The organism is Streptomyces sp. NPDC001770, from assembly GCF_053596135.1.
This window is the reverse complement of sequence record NZ_JBSFFN010000014.1, coordinates 96,973-114,360: the sequence shown is the minus strand read 5'-3', so window position 1 is coordinate 114,360 and position 17,388 is coordinate 96,973. Positions and strand designations below refer to the sequence as shown.

The 17,388-nt window shown below is 69.7% G+C and carries 20 protein-coding genes; 8 read left to right on the top strand and 12 right to left on the bottom strand.

Annotated elements, in window-relative coordinates; genetic code table 11:
- Nucleotides 1–62: 62 nt before the first annotated feature.
- Complete coding sequence (locus ACWCSV_RS15215) at nucleotides 63–2,408, bottom strand: GH92 family glycosyl hydrolase (RefSeq protein WP_451142271.1); 2,346 nt, start codon at nucleotides 2,406–2,408, stop codon at nucleotides 63–65.
- Between the two features lie 251 nt (nucleotides 2,409–2,659).
- On the opposite strand from ACWCSV_RS15215, the gene ACWCSV_RS15210 reads away from it, so the two are divergent.
- On the top strand, nucleotides 2,660–3,190 hold the full coding sequence (locus ACWCSV_RS15210; protein ID WP_451142269.1) for a hypothetical protein: 531 nt from the start codon (nucleotides 2,660–2,662) through the stop codon (nucleotides 3,188–3,190).
- A 92-nt stretch (nucleotides 3,191–3,282) separates the two neighbouring features.
- Entirely contained in the window at nucleotides 3,283–3,699 is a 417-nt protein-coding gene (locus tag ACWCSV_RS15205; protein WP_451142267.1) for a hypothetical protein, read from the top strand.
- 33 nt (nucleotides 3,700–3,732) lie between these two features.
- Here ACWCSV_RS15205 and ACWCSV_RS15200 read toward each other — a convergent pair whose 3' ends face one another.
- Both ACWCSV_RS15200 and ACWCSV_RS15195 read right to left on the bottom strand, forming a co-directional pair.
- The gene (locus ACWCSV_RS15200) at nucleotides 3,733–4,839 is read right to left on the bottom strand and encodes a hypothetical protein (RefSeq protein WP_451142265.1); all 1,107 of its coding nucleotides are present in this window, start codon (nucleotides 4,837–4,839) and stop codon (nucleotides 3,733–3,735) included.
- A 12-nt stretch (nucleotides 4,840–4,851) separates the two neighbouring features.
- Nucleotides 4,852–6,192, bottom strand: coding sequence for a cytochrome P450 (locus ACWCSV_RS15195; protein ID WP_451142263.1), 1,341 nt, complete (start codon nucleotides 6,190–6,192; stop codon nucleotides 4,852–4,854).
- A gap of 249 nt (nucleotides 6,193–6,441) precedes the next feature.
- Between ACWCSV_RS15195 and ACWCSV_RS15190 the strand changes: the two genes are divergently transcribed.
- The 3 genes from ACWCSV_RS15190 (at nucleotide 6,442) to ACWCSV_RS15180 (ending at nucleotide 8,652) form a co-directional block, all read left to right on the top strand.
- Nucleotides 6,442–7,179, top strand: a complete 738-nt coding sequence (locus ACWCSV_RS15190; RefSeq protein WP_451142261.1) for a SanA/YdcF family protein — start codon at nucleotides 6,442–6,444, stop codon at nucleotides 7,177–7,179.
- Nucleotides 7,180–7,388: 209 nt separating this feature from the next.
- Nucleotides 7,389–7,814 carry a hypothetical protein gene (locus ACWCSV_RS15185; protein ID WP_451142259.1) on the top strand — a complete coding sequence of 142 codons (426 nt, stop codon included), beginning with the start codon at nucleotides 7,389–7,391 and terminating at the stop codon, nucleotides 7,812–7,814.
- Nucleotides 7,815–7,881: 67 nt separating this feature from the next.
- Nucleotides 7,882–8,652 (top strand): hypothetical protein, encoded by a 771-nt coding sequence (locus tag ACWCSV_RS15180; protein WP_451142257.1) that lies wholly within the window; start codon nucleotides 7,882–7,884, stop codon nucleotides 8,650–8,652.
- Nucleotides 8,653–8,981: 329 nt separating this feature from the next.
- Here the strand turns inward: ACWCSV_RS15180 and ACWCSV_RS15175 are convergent, their stop codons facing one another.
- The 4 genes from ACWCSV_RS15175 to ACWCSV_RS15160 form a co-directional block, all read right to left on the bottom strand.
- Nucleotides 8,982–9,407 carry a hypothetical protein gene (locus ACWCSV_RS15175; protein ID WP_451142255.1) on the bottom strand — a complete coding sequence of 142 codons (426 nt, stop codon included), beginning with the start codon at nucleotides 9,405–9,407 and terminating at the stop codon, nucleotides 8,982–8,984.
- A gap of 550 nt (nucleotides 9,408–9,957) precedes the next feature.
- Nucleotides 9,958–10,251 carry a hypothetical protein gene (locus ACWCSV_RS15170; RefSeq protein WP_451142253.1) on the bottom strand — a complete coding sequence of 98 codons (294 nt, stop codon included), beginning with the start codon at nucleotides 10,249–10,251 and terminating at the stop codon, nucleotides 9,958–9,960.
- 56 nt (nucleotides 10,252–10,307) lie between these two features.
- Nucleotides 10,308–10,547: a hypothetical protein gene (locus ACWCSV_RS15165; protein ID WP_451142251.1), complete on the bottom strand. Its 240-nt coding sequence runs from the start codon at nucleotides 10,545–10,547 to the stop codon at nucleotides 10,308–10,310.
- The gene (locus tag ACWCSV_RS15160) at nucleotides 10,544–10,810 is read right to left on the bottom strand and encodes a hypothetical protein (protein WP_451142397.1); all 267 of its coding nucleotides are present in this window, start codon (nucleotides 10,808–10,810) and stop codon (nucleotides 10,544–10,546) included. Before ACWCSV_RS15160 ends, ACWCSV_RS15165 begins: the two co-directional genes overlap by 4 nt.
- 106 nt (nucleotides 10,811–10,916) lie before the next feature.
- Here ACWCSV_RS15160 and ACWCSV_RS15155 point away from each other — a divergent pair, with 106 nt between their 5' ends.
- From ACWCSV_RS15155 to ACWCSV_RS15145, 3 genes are all read left to right on the top strand, one after another.
- Nucleotides 10,917–11,750 carry a helix-turn-helix domain-containing protein gene (locus ACWCSV_RS15155; protein ID WP_451142249.1) on the top strand — a complete coding sequence of 278 codons (834 nt, stop codon included), beginning with the start codon at nucleotides 10,917–10,919 and terminating at the stop codon, nucleotides 11,748–11,750.
- On the top strand, nucleotides 11,743–11,940 hold the full coding sequence (locus tag ACWCSV_RS15150; RefSeq protein ID WP_451142247.1) for a DUF397 domain-containing protein: 198 nt from the start codon (nucleotides 11,743–11,745) through the stop codon (nucleotides 11,938–11,940). The genes ACWCSV_RS15155 and ACWCSV_RS15150 overlap by 8 nt, the downstream gene beginning before the upstream one ends.
- Nucleotides 11,941–12,134: 194 nt before the next feature.
- Nucleotides 12,135–12,344: a DUF397 domain-containing protein gene (locus tag ACWCSV_RS15145; RefSeq protein WP_451142245.1), complete on the top strand. Its 210-nt coding sequence runs from the start codon at nucleotides 12,135–12,137 to the stop codon at nucleotides 12,342–12,344.
- Nucleotides 12,345–12,447: 103 nt separating this feature from the next.
- Here ACWCSV_RS15145 and ACWCSV_RS15140 read toward each other — a convergent pair whose 3' ends face one another.
- From ACWCSV_RS15140 to cutA, 5 genes are all read right to left on the bottom strand, one after another.
- Entirely contained in the window at nucleotides 12,448–12,831 is a 384-nt protein-coding gene (locus tag ACWCSV_RS15140) for a hypothetical protein (protein WP_451142243.1), read from the bottom strand.
- Nucleotides 12,832–13,138: 307 nt separating this feature from the next.
- Complete coding sequence (locus ACWCSV_RS15135; RefSeq protein WP_451142241.1) at nucleotides 13,139–14,965, bottom strand: subtype B tannase; 1,827 nt, start codon at nucleotides 14,963–14,965, stop codon at nucleotides 13,139–13,141.
- 227 nt (nucleotides 14,966–15,192) lie between these two features.
- On the bottom strand, nucleotides 15,193–15,648 hold the full coding sequence (locus ACWCSV_RS15130; protein ID WP_451142239.1) for an NUDIX domain-containing protein: 456 nt from the start codon (nucleotides 15,646–15,648) through the stop codon (nucleotides 15,193–15,195).
- A gap of 88 nt (nucleotides 15,649–15,736) precedes the next feature.
- Nucleotides 15,737–16,153 carry a gamma-glutamylcyclotransferase family protein gene (locus tag ACWCSV_RS15125; protein ID WP_451142395.1) on the bottom strand — a complete coding sequence of 139 codons (417 nt, stop codon included), beginning with the start codon at nucleotides 16,151–16,153 and terminating at the stop codon, nucleotides 15,737–15,739.
- Between the two features lie 86 nt (nucleotides 16,154–16,239).
- The gene (gene cutA / locus ACWCSV_RS15120) at nucleotides 16,240–16,584 is read right to left on the bottom strand and encodes a divalent-cation tolerance protein CutA (protein WP_451142237.1); all 345 of its coding nucleotides are present in this window, start codon (nucleotides 16,582–16,584) and stop codon (nucleotides 16,240–16,242) included.
- Between the last annotated feature and the right edge of the window lie 804 nt (nucleotides 16,585–17,388).

The window sequence follows — 17,388 nt, the reverse complement described above, 5'->3', positions numbered from 1 at the left end:
CCGCCCCCGGTGAGGGGCGGGTCCTCGCGTCGGTGTGTACCGAGTGCGTGCAGGTCAGCGCGTCACTTCAGGGCGGGCGGAGCCGCGTTCACCGAGGTGCCCCACGTGGAGGGCTCCGTGCCGACCTTGTAGGTCAGCTCGCGGGTGTCACGGATGTCCTCCGTGGTCAGGTAGGTCTTGGCGTACGAGCGGCCGTCGGCCTTCGCGGACTGGATGTAGCGCACCGAGTCGGAGGTGCCCGGAGCCTTCACGGTGAGCTTGCCGTTCGGGTAGTACCGCTTGTCCAGCGTCAGGTCCACCCGCTCGAAGACGGGGGTGGAGAGGCCCCAGGTGTCGGTGCCCGGCTGGACCGGGAAGATCCCGATGGAGGAGAGGACGTTCCAGGCGGACATCGTGCCGAGGTCGTCGTTGCCCGTCATACCGGTCGGGGCGTCCGTGAAGAGGGTGAGCGCGGCGTGCACCACGTCGGTCGTCTTCCAGGGCTGGCCGGTCGAGAGGTAGGTGTACGGGGCGATCAGGTCGGGCTCGTTCTGCGGGTTGTACTTGTCCGCGTTGTAGTACGCGTACGGGCCGTTGACCCACGTCTCACGGGCGGTCTTCGCCGGGTCCTGGACCAGCTGGTCGTAGGCGAAGAAGGAGTCGAGACGGGCGTTGGCGGACTGGGTGCCGCCGATCAGGCCGACCATGCCGGGCAGGTCCTGGGGGACGAGCCACTGGTACTGCCACGAGGTGCCCTCGTGGAAGCCCACGCTCTGCGCCGGGTCGACCGGGCCGGTGAAGGCGCCGGAGGCGTCACGGGCGCGGAAGAAGCCGGTCGAACTGTCGAAGATCTTGCGGTAGTTCTGGGCCCGCTCGGTGTAGCGCGCGGCGTCGGCCCTGTGGCCGAGGTCCTTGGCCATCTGGCCGAGCATCGCGTCGGAGAGCGCGTACTCGAGGGTCGCGGAGGCGCCGTGGTCGTAGTCCGAGTCACCGGGCTTCACGTGCGCGCGGTTCTCGATGTAAGGGGCGAAGCCGTTGGCGAGGTACTCCTTGTTGGCCTCGCGGCCCACCGGAGCGGAGTCTGCGGGCGGCACACCGTCCGCGTTCTTCTTCAGCGCCTTGTACGCCTTCTCCTCGTACCCCTTGAGGAGGCCCTGCTGGTAGGCGTTGGTCAGGAACGGGGTGACCGGGTCACCGGTCATGATGTTCGTCTCGACCGTGCCGTAGCCCCACTTGGGGAGCCAGCCGCTCTCTTCGTCGATCTTGATGACGGAGATGGCCATGTCGCGGGACTCGCTGGGCGCCAGCAGCGACAGCAGCTGGGCCTGGGTGCGGTAGGTGTCCCAGAGCGACCAGTTCTGGTAGTACGTGAAGCCCTTGGCCCGGTGGATCTTCTGGTCCCAGCCGGTGTAGCGGCCGTCCACGTCGCTGCCCACATTGGGCGCGAGGAACGAGCGGTACAGCGAGGAGTAGAAGGTCCGGCGGACGGTCTCGCTGCCGCCCTGCGCCTTCACGTCCTCGAGGCGGTCCTCCCACGCGGCCTGCGCGGCCTTCGCGACGTGGTCGTACGAACGGCCGCCCTCGGAGCGGAGGTTGAGGGCCGCGCCCTTGGCGTCCACGTAGGAGATCGCGGTCGTCGCCTCGACGGTGCGGTCCTTGGTGGTGTCGAACCGCAGGAAGGCGCCGTTGCGCTCGCCGGCGGCGGTGGAGGAGGTGGAGCCCTCGGTGACGACGTCGCCCTTCCACGTGCCCGAGACCTTGAACGGCCGGTCGAAGCGGGTGATCGTGTACACCGTGTACGGCTTGGTGTCCTGGCAGAAGCCGCTGCCGGTGATGGCGGTGCGCACGGTGCGGTTGTCGAGGATCTCGACCTTGGTGCTCACCGTCTTGTGCAGCGACTGGCCCGCGTTGATGAGGACGTTGGCCTTGTCGGTGGCCGGGAAGGTGTAACGCTGCACACCGGTACGGGCGGTGGCGCTCAGCTCCGCCTTGATGCCGGATTTCAGGCCGACTTCGTACGTACCGGGAGCGGCCTTCTCGTCGTCGTGGCTGAACTCGGCGGCGTAGACGGCGTTGTCCGTCGAGGTGATGTCGCCGGTCGTCGGAAGCACCGGGAGGTCACCACCCAGGCCGCAGCCCACACCGGAGATGTGCACGGTGGAGAAGCCCCGGATGTGGTTCTGGGTGTAGTCGTACCCGGTGTTGTGGCCGGTGTCGGGCGAGAACTGCACCATGCCGAACGGCACGGCCGCACCGGGGTAGGTGTTGCCCTCGTTCTCGGACCCGATGAACGGGTTGACGAGATCGGTGAGCCTGTCCTGACCGTGCCGGCCGGAGTCGGCCGCGGCCGGCGCGGCGACGGCTCCGCCGAGGAGCGCGGCCGTGGCGGCCGCCGTCCCCGCGCCACGCATCCAGTGGGTCCATCTCATGGAAAGAACGCCTCTTCCGACGTAGACAACGTTGTCATACCGCAGTGCGTGATCATTCTTGGCCGGTCTTCGTGTACTCGTCAAGGGTCGTGACACGGTGAACTCCCGGCGCCACGGTCCGAAGAACTCCCGGCCACGAATCCACAACGAGGGCGCAACGGAAGGACGGCCGCACCGCGACCAGGCACGGACCGGTCCTACCATCCGACGTACGGGGATCATCGCAAAAGGTCCCGGACAGGGGGAGTTCGGTGCCGTCGATCCTTTCGCGGCCGGCCTTACGGCGTTCGGCATGCGCGCTGGCGGTCGGCCTGACCCTGGCCACGACCTCGGGGTGCGGGGCCGACGACGTGGCCGTCACCGGCATCTCCGTGACGACCGACGGCCGGCTGCTCGGCGTCATCATGGTCTGCGATCACCGCATCGAAGGTACCGGCCTCCGGGCGGAGACAACCGATGCGCAGGGGAGCACGAGGGTCGGCGAATGGACCCCCGACCGGCCCCTCAAGGCCGGACTGACCACGTGGTCCCTCGACTCCCCCACCTCGGGCTGGACCACGACCAGGGCCCCCGGACCGCTCAAGGACGGGACGGTCTACACCCTCGCGGGCTGGGGCGACGAGAACAGGTCTTCGACCGAGAGCATCGACTTCACCACGGCCGACCGGGAGCGGCTCATGCCCGGGAAGGTCCTCTACGAGGAGTACACGGAGGACGGCGAGGAGTCCGTCCGCTTCGCCCCCGTGTCGGAGTTCGAGGCCACGGCGTGCGACGGCTTCTGAGGCTCCGACCTCACGCGGATGCTCGAACCGCGTAACGAGTAACGAAAGTTGGGGTATCGCTCGCTCCTCGGAGCGACCCGTAGGCTTCGGCCATGACTGCTCAGTGGTACGTCCTGATCGAGGAGGACACCCGTGAGACACGGCGGGCCGACGGCATCGAACTGAGGCTGCACCACTGGACGTTGGCGGCCACACACGCCGTGAGCGGCACGGAGGAGGCGGCGCGCGCGGTCGCCGAGGACGCGGCGCTGCACTACGTGCCGGGCATCCTGGCCCGCCACGCCCGGCCCGGGGACGCCCCGGGCCGCAACGCCTTCCTCACCGGCGACGGCTCCTGGCTGGTACACGTCCGCCAGAACCACCGCGCGTGCCACTTCCGCGTGAGCATCGCCCGTCTCATGCACACGCGCGAGGAGGGGCAGGCCCCGCCGAAATCGCTGAAGGAGAAGGTCCGCCACGCCCTGGACGGCCCCGAGCCGCTGCCGGCCCCGTGGGTGCCCAAGGGGTGACGCCGTACCGGACGAGCCTGCGGCCGGCCGCGGTCAGCGGCCGGTGAGGACGGCGTCCACGACGGCGGACAGGCTGTCGTTCATGGGCAGGCGGGTCATGTGGCGGCGTTCGATGTAGCGGTCCACGAGTCTGGCGTAGGAGAGGGAGACGCGGGAGTACCGGTCGTAGACGGTGCCGGGGAAGTCGGTGACGTCGTGGAAGCAGGCGGTCAGGCGCAGGAACGTACCGTGCAGCCGGGTGCGGTGCCGTACGTTCTCGGGTCCGTCCCGGTCTCGGCGGACGCCGAAGTTGGTCGGCTCCTTCACGCCCACGCCGTACTGGTCCTTGGAGATGTCCATGCCGAGCGTCTGGGCCACTCCGGCGGAGACGAAGGCCGCCCAGTCGCAGTCGTCGAAGGGGAGGCGGAAGTAGTACGCGAGCAGGTGCAGGACGGGCAGGGTCTCGGCCGCATAGGTCCGCACGATGCTCGCGCGCAGGACATCCGGCTCACGGACGTACGCCTGGATGGCGTCGAGGTGACCCGGCGGTGCCATGCCCGGTCCGGCGGTGGACCACTTCTCGTAGAACTGGATCCGCGCGCTGAACAACGTCTCCTGGTAGGCGTGGGCGAGCCACCGCGCGTCCCGGTCGCCGCCGAGCACCTTCACCCGGTCCAGCACCTCCCCCAGGCTCTCGTCCCCGATCCGGTGCACGCCGCCGGACACGTCCTGCGGCGGGACGACGACGTCGTCCAGGACCGCCATCAACGCCACGGCCTTGGCGATCGCGTGCCACAGCGGATCCCGGCGATAGCCGGCGAGCCACAGGGTGAGCCACTGCACTGCGTCCCGGACGATGTAGCGGTGCACGTCCTCCAGTGACGTGTCGCCCTTGCGCGTGCAGATCAGCTCCGCCGGTCGGGCCACGTCCAGCCACGCGGCGAAGGCACGCCCCTGGGCAGTGCTCCGGTACGCCTCGTCGGTGGCGTCGAGCAGTGCTAGCCGGTCCCGGCGGCACTCGCTCTCGATCTTCAGCAGGGCCGCCTTGGGCAGCGGCTCGGGTTCGTCCTCCGGGAGGAACCGGGTCAGTCCCCGCACCTGGGCGTCCCGCGCCCGCGCGGTGCCGAACAGCTCTGTCTCGCTCAGGTGGAACTCCAGCATCGACTCTCCTGGTCAGCTCGGTTCGCGCGGAGTGAGGGACATCGGCAGGGCGTCGGGGTGGATCTGTGCGTCCGCCACCGCCCGGACCCTGTGCCCCGGAGCGGGGTGCAGATGCCGGCGCGTGGTGACGGCGGAGAGTACGGCGAGCATCTCGGCCCAGGCGAAACCGTCGCCGATGCACTTCCTGTTGCCTGCGCCGAAGGGCAGGTAGGCAGCGCGCGGCAGGCTCTTCTCCGGCCGGGTCAGCCACCGGTCGGGGTCGAAGCGCAGGGGGTCGGGGAAGCAGGCGGGGTCGCGGTGGAGCGTCGCGGCGCTGTAGATCACCTCGGCCCCGCGCGGGATCTCGTACGGTCCGACCCGCACGGGCTCCAGCGCACGCCGTCCCATGAACCACAGGGGCTGGTACAGGCGCAGCACCTCCTGGACGAACCGCGCGGTGTACGGCAGGGCCGCGGGGGTGACGACGCCCGGCCCGGCGGCCCGCGCTTCGGCGTTCATCCGGTCGGCCATGTCCGGTTTGCGGGCGAGCACGTGCAGGGCCCACGACAGGGTGGTGGCCGTGGTCTCGACGCCGGCGACGAGGATGGTGAGCATCTCGTCGCACGCTTCCTCGTCCGTCATGCCGCCCTCGTGCGCGAACATGAGCGCGAGGACGCCGTGGCTCTCCGGGCTGCTGCGGGCCTGCCGTACGGCCGACTCGGCGAGCCTGCGCAGCGCCGCCGCCGAGGCCAGGAACTTCCGGCGCCCCGGAGTCGGTACGACGGCCAGCGCCGGCGGCAGGATGGTGGCCCGGAGGACTCCTCGCACGAGGACCCCGAGGTCATCGCTGACGCGCGCACCCAGATCCTCGATGGCCCGCCCGGTCTCTGACCCCTCGGCGAACGGGAAGAGAGTCGGCACCAGCATCGCGACGGCCAACTCGCGCATCTCCCGCTCCATGGCCACGACCCGCCCTGTCGGCCAGCCGTCCACCCGCGTCCCGGCGACCTCCACGAAGGTCTCCGTGTAACGGGCGACCCGCTCCCGGTGGAACGCCGGCTGCATGGCGCGCCGCTGCCGGAGATGAAAAGCCCCGTCGGACGACGCCAGCCCGTTGCCTATGAAGGGCCGGACCCGGTCGAACAGCGCGCCCTTGCTGAACTTCCCGCTCTGTGCAACCAGGACGTCGTGGATGGCCTCGGGGGCGTTCAGTACGTAGAAGGAACGCCGCCCCAGCCTCATCTCCACGACGTCGCCGTAACCCCGCAGCCCTTGCAGGAACGCCGCCCGCCCCCGTGCCAGCTTGAGCAGATGCCCCACCACCGGGGATCCACCGGGTGCGAGTGGAACCTCGCCCGCCCCTGCCTCGTTCACTCCCAGCCCTCCTCACCCCCAGGCATGCCCGAACACCGTAGCGACCACTGGTCCCTGGGGACACAGGTGATTCAGCCGATCATCGGCGTCGCCTTCTGTCGCGGATCTCCCGCCCCGCCGGTCCGGGGTTCCCGGGTCCCGGGCCTTGGAGAAGTCCACCGGGCGCAGAACCCCGGAGCCCGCTCGTTCGTCCCCTGGTGAGGGGGAGGGCCGCACGAGCGCCGTGCGCCGCTCATCGAGGGGAGTTCCATGCGACGACCGAGACTGCCGAGAGCCCTGACGCCGCCGAGGCTGCGGCGGGCCCTGCGGCCGAGCGCGTGGGCCGCGCGGCTCCCGCGTACCCGGCGCGGTCAACGGCGGGCGGTGCAGGGGCTGATGGTGGCCTGCGCGGTGGCACTGGCGCCGATGACCTGGATGTACACGTCGGCCGGGGCGCACGTGCGGACCACCGCCGACGCGCCGGCCGAGGGCGTGGCCGTGGTGTTCGGGGCCGGTCTGTGGGACGGGAGGCCGACCCCGTACCTCGCCCACCGGCTGGACGCGGCCGCCGAGTTGTACCGGACCGGCAAGGTGAAGGTCCTTCTGGTGACCGGTGACAACAGCCGTACGGAGTACGACGAACCGGACGCGATGCGGACCTACCTCACCGCGCACGGGGTGCCCGACGCCCGGATCGTCAGCGACTACGCGGGGTTCGACTCCTGGGACTCCTGCGTGCGGGCGAAGAAGATCTTCGGGGTGGACCGTGCGGTCCTGGTGAGCCAGGGGTTCCACATCCGCCGGGCGGTCGCGCTCTGCCGGGCCGCCGGGATCGACGCGTACGGGGTCGGCGTGGACGAACCGCACGATGTGACCTGGTACTACGGCGGCGCCCGCGAGGTCTTCGCGGCGGGCAAGGCGGCCCTGGACGCCGTACTCCGGCCCGACCCGCACTTCCTGGGGCACCGGGAGACCGGCGTCGCGGACGCCCTGGCGGCGGGCGGTTGAGGGCGAGAACGCGTGCACGGTCGAGTGTGCGACCGAGGGCGTGCCCGAAGACCGGTCGCTCTCGTTGACGAGGCATGGACGAAGCATCGCCGACGCGGCCGGGTGCCGGGGCAGCGCGGGACGGAGAACGGGCCGGAGCCGGCTCCGAAGCGACTTCAGCTGATCGCACGGCGGATGACGGGCAGCGGAGGGGAGACGACATGCGGGGGATGACGATCAGTGACGGGTGCGGGCCGGACGCGTTCGTCGCCCCGTACCGCCTCGTCATCGACAGCCGTCTCTCCCCTGCCGACCTCGGCGTCTACCTGCGCTGCCAATGGTTGTTGCTCATCTGCGGCAGGTTCGGCGATGTGGACTGGCTGATCCAGGAAATGGACCTGCCGGAGGCCGAGACCCGCGAGTCCGTCGCGCGGCTGGTCGCCCTCGGCTACCTCGACAGGGCCGGCCCCGACGAGATCGAGTTCCGTCACGCACTGTCGGCGAGTGAAGGGATCCGCAGAGGCATCGAGACGACGGTCGACCAGCTCTCGCCCACCGAAAGGTCGGCGGTCGCCCGATTCGCCGATCTGGTGGACGAGAGGCTGGAAGAGGCGGGGCAGCGCTTCAGCGGCCAGGCTCCGGAGCAGCACGAGTGACCGCCCCGGGTGGTGTCACCGCCGAAGGCGGCGCATGAGGGCTCCCCCATGCGGGAATCACGGCAGCGTGAAGCCAACGGGGTACGGACGGGGTGGGAACCGCGGGCGGCTGCCCGTCTGGTTACGGGGACTGGTCGTCCTCGCGGCCGGGTGGGGGGTCTTCCTCTGCGGTCAGCAGATCGCCGACGGGTACGCGGCGACCATGGACTACCGCGACGCGCCGCTCTGCGCGCCCGGTGGCGGGAGCGGCGGTGGGAACGGCGGCGGGAACGGCGGTGGGAGCGGGAGCGCGGCCGGGGGTGGCGGGGACGGGTGCGTACGGCGCGAGGCGGGCACGGTGCGCGACAGGCGTACGGGCGAGCAGTGCAGCTACGACGGAAGCAGCGGGGGCGCCGGGGGCGGTACGACGACCTGCACGACGTACTACGACCTCAAGGTCGAACGGAGCTCCCGGACCGACTGGTTGGGGGTGGACTCGGGAACGTACGACAAGGCCGCCGCGGGCGATCCCGCCGAAGTACGCCTGTGGCAGGGCGAGATCGTCGGGCTGAAGGTGCTCGGTCGCACCTACTCCTACGAACCGTCCTCGCAGAGCGGGGTCCTGTGGCAACTGGCGGTGGGCTGCCTGGCCCTCGCGGTGGGCGCGTGGGCGGTGCTGAGCGGACGCCTCTCCCAGCTCTTCGCCTTCCACAGCTTCGGCCTGCTCTTCGTGGCCTTCGGGACCGCCTGGCTCGGCTCCCTGGCCCTGTTCGGCGGGCATTGGCTGACCTGGACGTTCGCGAGCGTGTGGACGGGGTTCGCGGTCTTCTGGACGGTGGGGGCCCGGCGGATGGGGTGACGGCCCGGGGTGGGTCGGACACCCCGCGCCTCCCCGACCGCGGGGACGGCGGGGTGTCCGCCGGGTTTCGATCCTCGTGACGGCCGCGCGCTGGGCGGTGCCCGGCGGACGGTGAGATGCCCGCCCTGAGCTTCCACGAGCTCGTGACCCGATCACGACCGGACTTCCCGGGCCACCGGCAGCGGATCGGGCTGCGGGCGAGGCGGACGAGACCCGTGGAGTTCGGTGCGGCGTTTCCAGCGGACGGCCGGCCGTTCCAAGTAGTGGGTCAGGGCGAAGCCGGATCACATGGTTCGCGCCCCGGGATTCTTCGTGAAGTGCTGTCCCGACTACACCGGGAAATAGCTTGAGCACGTGTACACGGGAATCGGCGGAAAGTAACCGTTGTACCACCACTCACAGATCTGTATCCATCTGACTTTGTTTGCGGGGTCCCCGAATTGGCCCGACAGAGCCTGGTTGGCGTCCACCGTCAGCGCGACTTGGCCGGTATTGTTGTTCGGCGGCGCGTCGTAGCTGGTCCACACGTTGAGCGTGGAACTGAAGACCCTGTTGGCGCCACTGTTGTAGAGCCAGAACCAGGCGCCTGCGCCGTTGCCCGCGCAATTGTCCACCTGCGCCTCGCTGGCATCGACGCTGACCGATACGGCACATCCTTGCGCGCTGGCCTGGGCCGGCTGTGCGACCGCGATGCCCCCCAGGCTCATCGACATGATGGCGACGAGCGACGTGAGCGTCTTCCTGACGACCGACAACGATTGCTCCCTCGACTGGTTTGTGTCACGTGAGGTGTTGTGCGTGGTTGGCCAGGGATGTGAACCCCTCCTCGGAGCTGGCCACATAGTTGGAGACGTCGGTGGTGGCGGATGTCGCTCCGTGGGCCCGGATCGCGCGGTGGCCGTGCAGGGGCGTGGCCGCGAGGACGTCGCCACCTGACCAGGCCGGGCTGTACGCACAAGAACATCGACGGCGAGACTGCGCCATGACGACGACCGCCCACAGTGCCGAGATCGATCACCGACGCCGGGCCTCCTCCCGCGTCCACGCCACCCGGGCTCTTGTTCTAGCGCCGATCGATCACACCGTCAGCCCGGTTCCTCGGAGTTGGCCGCAATGCGCCCCCGCACGGCTGAATTCCCACATCAAGGGCTACCGGGTGATTGCGTTGCGGTTTCGTGGGAGTGGTGTTGGCGGTCACCGAGCTGGTGGCTCCGGGTCGGCAGAGGCACTCCTCCGCGTTCGTCCAGGAATCAGGCAGGAGAATGCGGTGACCGCGCGACCATCCGCGACCCGCCGCACACGTCCTCAGTTCTCCCAGGAGTGCCCGGCGGGGTGGTCGGTGAACAGGCGGCACGGGCCGCGCTGTTCGTCGGCGTGAGTGCATCGGAGCAGTACGACCCGGTACATGCGGCCGCCGGCGGTCCAGCGCACCCATACGCCGCCACCGAGCCGGTCGTCGTCCCACAGGAGGTACGCGTGCTCGTCGGGGTGCTGTTCACCGAGTACGCACCGAATGGGCCGTGGTTCAGGCGGGGTTCCGCCGCTGCGAGCCGCGCGCTGCGAGACAGGCAGCAGGGCGACGGCGGTGCACTGTGACATGGGGCGCTTCCTCCGGGGGAAGCGCACGGGAGCGCTTCCCCTTCGTTCGTCGGTCCTCAGTTGGTGGGAGAGGTAGGGGCGTCGGCGGAGTCGGCACAGGCCGCCTGCGCCGGGTGGTCGGCTGCCTGGTGACGCCTGCGGAGAACCCGCCAGTCGGTCGCGAGGCTCAGATCGCCCACCCGCTCGGCGTCCTCCTCGGCCCAGTCGAACTCCAGGCAGACGGAGCAGTCGGTCGCGTCAGGTCCGGGTGCGTGCCCCGGCTCGACGGGTCCGGTGATGTCGGGATCCTTGCTCACAGCACCTCACCCCGACTCCGGGCATTACAGCGCGCGTTGTCCGCCCGCAGCCGCTCTGTCGGGTTCGCCGGCCGGACACATTCGGGTGCGGCCTCCCACTCGATTCCGCCGCCGACAGGCCGTATGGCCCAGTACGGGCCCGCGACTCCTCGGAACTCCCCGACACGGTCCTCGCGACCGGTGTCCACCATGAGTGCGCCGGGGGTCGGAAGCGGTCCACTGGGTCCCTGTTCCGCCGAAGTAGCGGCGTCGGGCACGGACATGGACATGGACATGGACAACTCCTCTCTGTAGTGAATCCGTCACCGTGGGCGCCCACAGTCGCCTACACTCAGGTCTTGTTCAAGTTTTCTCCGCTGGAGGAAAAGCATGGTCAACATCCGCGATCTCGATCCGGACGAGTCCGCCAGCGCGTCATTCGGTGCGACACTCCGCAGCACTCGCGAAGCCCAAGGACTCAAGCAGACGGAATTCGCCTTGCTGGCGGCATACTCCAACTCCCATATCTCGGCCGTCGAAACTGGTCGAAAATTGCCGACTTTGCGTTTTGCTCGCGCCGTGGACAAGGTCCTCCGCACGGGGACAAAGTTCGAACGGCTCTGCCGTGAAGTGCGGCATCAGACGATGCTGGAAGGGTTTCCCGAGTACGTGAGGTACGAGGGACACGCACGGGAGATCCGGCTGTTCGAGAGCGGGATCATCCCCGGACTGCTTCAGACCCGCGCGTACGCCCAGGCGCTGGCCCAAGCAGCGGTCGACCGTGGCGTGATCACCCAGGAACAGGCAGCCGAGCGGGTGGACTTCCTCGCGGAGCGACAGGCAGCCATCGAGCGGACCCCGCCGCCGGTCGTGCAAGTGGTACTGGACGAGAGCTGCCTCCGCCGCGAGATCGGTGGCCGCGAGGTCATGCTGGAGCAGTTCCAGCGGCTCATCGAGTTCGCTCGGCTGCCCCACACCACCTTGCAGGTGGTGCCGTACAGCGTCGGAGCCCGTCGCTCTTTCGACCTGCCCGTCCACCTGCTCACGCTCCCGGACCGCAGCATGATCGGTTACGCCGAGTCCCAGTTCCAGGGCCACTTGGACCGTGAAAGCCGGTTCGTGGAGAGTGTGCTCACGGCCTACTATCAGCTCCAGAACGAAGCGCTGTCACAGGCCGCTTCCGTGGCCATGATCGAGCAGGTACGAAAGGGAACCCGTGACTGAGACCCCCGAGTTCTACAAGTCCTCCTACAGCAACAACGGTGGCGCTTGCGTAGAGATCGCCACCAACCTGGCGACCACGCACGACATCGTCCCCGTGCGCGACAGCAAGGACCTCGGCCGCCCCGCGCTGGACCTCGCTGCAGGCTCTTTCATGTCGTTTCTGTCAGCGGTCAAGTCGGGCAAACTGTAAGGGGACTGGCTGCCCAACATGCCTGAAACGGATGCGGCCCTCTCACGCCAAGCGTGAAGGGCCGTCTGCCGGTCCGTACCGCGAGCCCCCTCCAGCCGGAGACTGACAGCGGGTTCACGCGACTCGGAGCGGGGAAAACTGAGCGCTGCCGGGACGGCAGCCCTGCGCTGGTCACAGTTGCGAGAGGAATCGCCGTGACAACCGAGCCCTTCCACTGGTTCAAGTCCTCCTACAGCGCAAACGGTGGCCAGTGCGTGGAGGTCGCCACCAACCTCGCCGCCGCGCACGGCACTGTCCCCGTACGCGACTCCAAGGACACCAGCAGCCCCGTCCTGGGCCTCTCCACCGGCTCGTTCGGCGCGTTCGTGGCGGGCGTCAAGGCCGGAGAGTTCAGCGCCATCTGACCAGTCGGTCAGCCCACCGCAGACGTAGCCCCCATCGCGCAGTGCGCGGTGGGGGCTTCTGCTGTGGAGAGGTGGCCCGCGGGTGTTCCGTGGCAGGCGGGCGTCAGAGGAAGATCAGCGGAACGTGCTTCTCGATACAGAGCCGCAGAACGCCCGCCAGTCGGCGGGCGTCCTCGATGTGCTGCCGAAGGAGCTGGTCGCCACCCTCCCGTACCCAACGGCCGGCGATCGCCTCCACCCCTACCAGGAGCGACGCGCACTCGGCGGGTGAGATGGCGTCACCACCGTTCTCCGGATGGTCGAGGAGTGGCTCCAGAACGGTGGACGCGTCGCTCCACGGCCGCTCGCCGCCGAAGCCCCACATCTCGGAGAGCACGAAGCCCTCACTCTCGGCCAAACGCCGCCGGAACGCGGCAAAGCCGGTGCAGGACCACGAGACATCCGCACTGCTGTTGTCTCCGTCGCCCGGAAAGAGAACCAGGCCCATGCGCCCTCCTTGCTTGCCGAGCACACAGGATCAAGGGCATGGGGCAGCGTCCGCAACCGAGATGATCCGGGCGTGGATGGTGTGATCGGACCGGTGAAATCGCTGCCAACACAAGACCGAAACCACGGGTGACCGAGCCGCATGACGGGGGAAGACCGGAGCGCAGCCTTGAACCGCGCCCGCGTCACCGACCGGAGGGCTCCGGCCGTCGCGGACGGGGCGATGAGCACTCGTCCGCGACGGGCGGAGCACGACGGGCCTGACCACACCGGCCTCGGGGCAGTACGGCCCTCAGCGGTGGCCGGCGTCAGCGGTGGCCGGCTCCCAGCGGGTCTCCGGCCTTGCGGACGACCTTGGCGATCCAGGCCATGGCTTCGGGCACGTCGTAGTTGCCGGCGTGCGGCTGGTTCCAGGCGAGCCGGTAGTCGACGTCCTTGACCTGCTGGTCCGCTTCGAGCGCCCGGTCGAGGTTGATGGAGACGATGAACGCGGTGTCCCGGTCGCGGGTTCCGGCGCGGACGTACCAGTTGGCGGCGGTGTCGGCACCGGTGCCGATGAAGTCCATCGGGTCGATGAGGTGGATCTGGTCGTCCACGGTGGTGGTGCGCTTCGCGGTGTACTGGTCCCAGGTGAGGCCGGTGTCGTCGATGCCGCTGCCGTCGCCGGGGACGTCGTTGTGGTCCCAGCTGTACTCGGTGTAGTTCATGTACTTCTGGTCCACCGGGCCGAAGAGGTTGGTCTCGGTGCCGCTGGTGGTGTTCCCGTTGACGCCCACGGCGTCGAAGGCCGGGGTCGTCTTCAGGGTCGCCTGGGCGACGACGAACGCGAGGTACTTCTTCATGTCGACGGAGCGCACCGTGCGGGTGGCGGTGTCGACGTCGATCCAGTCGTTGACGTACGACTTGGTGGTCGGCGTCCCGCCGGGGAATCCGCCGCCGGACTGGAGGTCGAAGGTGGCGCCCAGGGCCGGGATCGTGTTCGCCGGGTCGGCCTTCAGGTAGGTCTCGGCGGAGCGGACGACCTCCTTCCTGATGGTGTCGATCATGTTCGCGGCGGTGAGCTTCGAGCCGTCCGGGTTGCGGAGGCCGAGGCTCTTCTCGTACGCGGGGAACTGGGCGGCGATCGCGGCGGCGTCCTCGGGCGACGGGTTCTGGCCGGTGTCGGCGCGGGTGTCAAGGATGTTGTACAGCCACTCGTACGCCTTGTCTGCGTTGCCCAGGTCGGTGATCGGGCAGTACGCGTTGACGGCGAAGACGTCGTCGCGCAGGGTGCTGCGGCCCTTCGCGTCGATGCCCGCGGCGCCCACCTGGGCGAGGTAGGGGTCGTATGCGGCGCTGTTGCCGGAAGCGCCCAGGATCGACACCAACGCGCCGCCGCCGCTGGTGCCGTTGATGACGATGCGTTCGGCGCTGCCGGGCATGGTGGCGTCGTTGAGGCGCAGGTAGCGGACGGCGGCCTTGGCGTCGACCACCGCGGCGGGCGCCTTGCCGGGGTTCGTGCCGTCGGCGCCGAGCAGCCCGCGGCTGCGGTTGGCGACGTCGACGAAGACGTAACCGGCCTTCAGCGCGGCACCGACGTTGCTCGTCGCACTGTTGTAGGACGCGCCGCCGGTGACGCTCGCCCTGATGTAACTGGCCATCCAGCCGCTGTTGTTGACGGCGAGGTAGATCGGCGCCCGCTGGTCGCCGAAGGCGCTCTCCGGGACGAACACGTTCATGGCCTGGTAGCCGCAGGCGGTGTTGGAGATCGTGCTGTTGCCGAAGCCGCCGGGCTGCTGGGCCGCCGCCTCGACGGGATGGGCCACGTAGCAGATCTCCTTGTACCAGCGGACGTTCATCGGCTGCCCGTCCACGGTGACGGTGATCGTCGTGTAAGCGGCGGAGTCGAAGGCGAGGGCGGCGTCCTCCGCGTCGACGGCGTGCACACCGTGCGGGGCCGACGCCTGGGCCTTGGCCTGGGGCGAACCGCCGGTCGCCGCGAAGGAGGACGGCACCGCGAGGGCGGTGAGGGCGAGCGAGCCCGCGACCGCCACGCCTCTCAGCAGGCGCTTACGGGGCGCGGAGCGCCGCATCTCCCCTACCGCGGTGGAGTGTTCGGGCGCGTCGCACCCGAAGGGCGTCGAGAGCCGCTGCATGGGGTCTCCCCTCGTGGAGCACCACGCGCCCTTGCCTGGGCGTGGTGCTTCGTCGGAACCTCGGCCTCGGGGCCGAGGCGGGACGCACGCTACGGGATTGTTAACAATATTCCCAGCGATCTAGCAAACATTTGTGTTGGCTATCGAACGACGGGCCTTCGGCGCAGGGGAGTTGGGCCGAGCCGCCGGTCGCGTCGGAGCGGGGGGCGGCGCGGCGGCGCCGCCGGTCAGAGCGTTCCGTCGCCCCGGATGAGCTCCCGGTGGGATTCCTGCATGGCGGCGGGGAGCGCGTCCACGTCGAACCAGCCCGCCTCCAGGATCTCGAAGTCGTCGATCTTCAGGGTTCCGCCGACCAGCCGCGCTTCGTAGGCGACTTCGAGGCGGAGCCGGTAGCCGCTCTTCAGCCGCACCAGTCGGCCCGGCTCCACGTCGAGCCCGGTCTCCTCCTTCACCTCGCGGACGACGGTGAGCGGGAACTCCTCGCCCTTGACGGCGAACCCGGTCGGCAGCCCCCAGGGGTGCCGCGCGGACCACAACCGGTGTTTCAGCAGCAGGACTTGACCGGCGTCGTTCCGGACGACCCCGGTGACCCCCACGTTGAACTTGGCGTGGGCGAGCCAGAGGACCCGCCACTGGAGGGGGCCGCGTATGAGCCGCCAGAGCTGGGCGACGAGTCGGTGCATGGGGAACCTTTCACGGCGGGTCATGGGTGGTGCGGTGGTGCTGCCTCCCCCAACAGTCCCCCATGGTGTCCCCGAGGCCCGCGTGGCCCTACGCCTGGGGAGGGCGGTGGCCGAGCCAGTCGCCGCCCGGGATGCGCGGGCCGCTCGCTTGCAGGGTGCGGGAGACGGCGGCGGCCGCGAGGTAGATCCAGGCGCGCACGGTCCCTGAGCCGGGCACCTCGACGTTCCGGGCGACCCGTTCGTAGAGGTTACGGGGATCGTCGGGCCCCAGGTAGGTCTCCAACCGGTCGAGGGCGACGAGCAGTTGGGCGTACTCCTGGGGCGCCGCGGTGATCAGCGCGCCCAGGACCGTACCGTCCCCGTCGGTGGCGAACGGGTATCCGGGGCCGTCGTAGAGCGCCCCGCCGTGCAGCCGCGCCGGCTGCTCCCGGACGTCGAGGCCCCGGACGTACCGGTCGTGGTTGTGCTCACCGGGCCGCAGGGTGCCGTAGACGAAGAAGGGCAGCGGCCCCTCTCCCCCGACCGCCTCGGATCCGGCTGCCGGTTCGGGGACGGGGACGGGGACGGGTGCGGGCGACTGGTCGGTGGCCGTCACAGCGCCACCGCCGAGGAGGTCTGGTCGGTCACCCAGGCGAGGTAGCGGGCGCTGCCCCGGACGATGGGGGTGGCGATGATCTCGGGGGTGTCGTAGTCGTGGGCGGCGCGCAGGTGTTCCTCCAGTTCGTCGTAGCGCTCGGCCCTCGTCTTGAAGAGCACCTGCCACTCCTCGGCGGTCTCCACGGCGTTCTGCCAGTGGTAGACGGAGGTGACGGGTGCGGAGACCTGCGCGCAGGCGGCGAGCCGGGCCTCCACGGCGCTCCGGGCGAGGGCCCGGGCCTTCTCCTCGCTGTCGGTCGTGGTCTGCACGGTCAGCCATGCGGCGGGCGGCGTCGCCATGGTCGCTCTCCTCGATGCGCGGCGCCCGGGGCGCGGGTGCCCCGGGGGTCCGGTTCCGATTGTCGGTCGGTACGACTCCGATCGCCGCCCGTTCTCTCGACGGAGCAGGGCAGGGGTGGCCGGAACGCACTCCCGACGGCGCCCTCTCCCCTGCCGCGAACTCGGCGTTACCCGCCGGATATTCGTTTCCGCAGACCGGCGCTTCAGACCGTTTCTCGCCATGATCACTTCGACCGTCCCTCACTTCCACCATATTTCCCGAAAAAGGAATTCCACCCCTCCCACTCCTCCGACGTCTAAATAATACTTTTACGCCACCCTTCGGCGTGGTTACCCGAATGCGAGACCAGGGAATATTCACCACGAGCACGGATAGCGAAGAGCCACTCCCACGGTTCGACTCCTGAGTTCACCGAAAAGGTGAATGGCCACTCGCTCTCCGTTCCCGTCAGCCGTCCCGCCCGCGGGCGGGACGGCGCCCACCGGACGCACCGCGCACGTGGTGCGAAGAGCGCCAGGAGGCGGCATGGCCGCGACGCCCTCGTCCACCCCCACCCCCATAGACGCACCGACACCCGCGCGGAGTGCACCGGACACCCCGCAGGCCCCGGCCGCGGAGAACCCCGTGCCGACGTGCGAACCCCCTCCACCCGGAGGCGAGCCAGGACCGCCGGGACCGCAGGGCCCACCCGGACCGCAGGGCCCGAGCGGCCGTACGGGCTGCCCCGGACCGGCCGGTCCGACCGGGTCGGCTGGGCCGACGGGTCCCGCCGGCCCAGCGGGAGCGACCGGACCGGAGGGTCC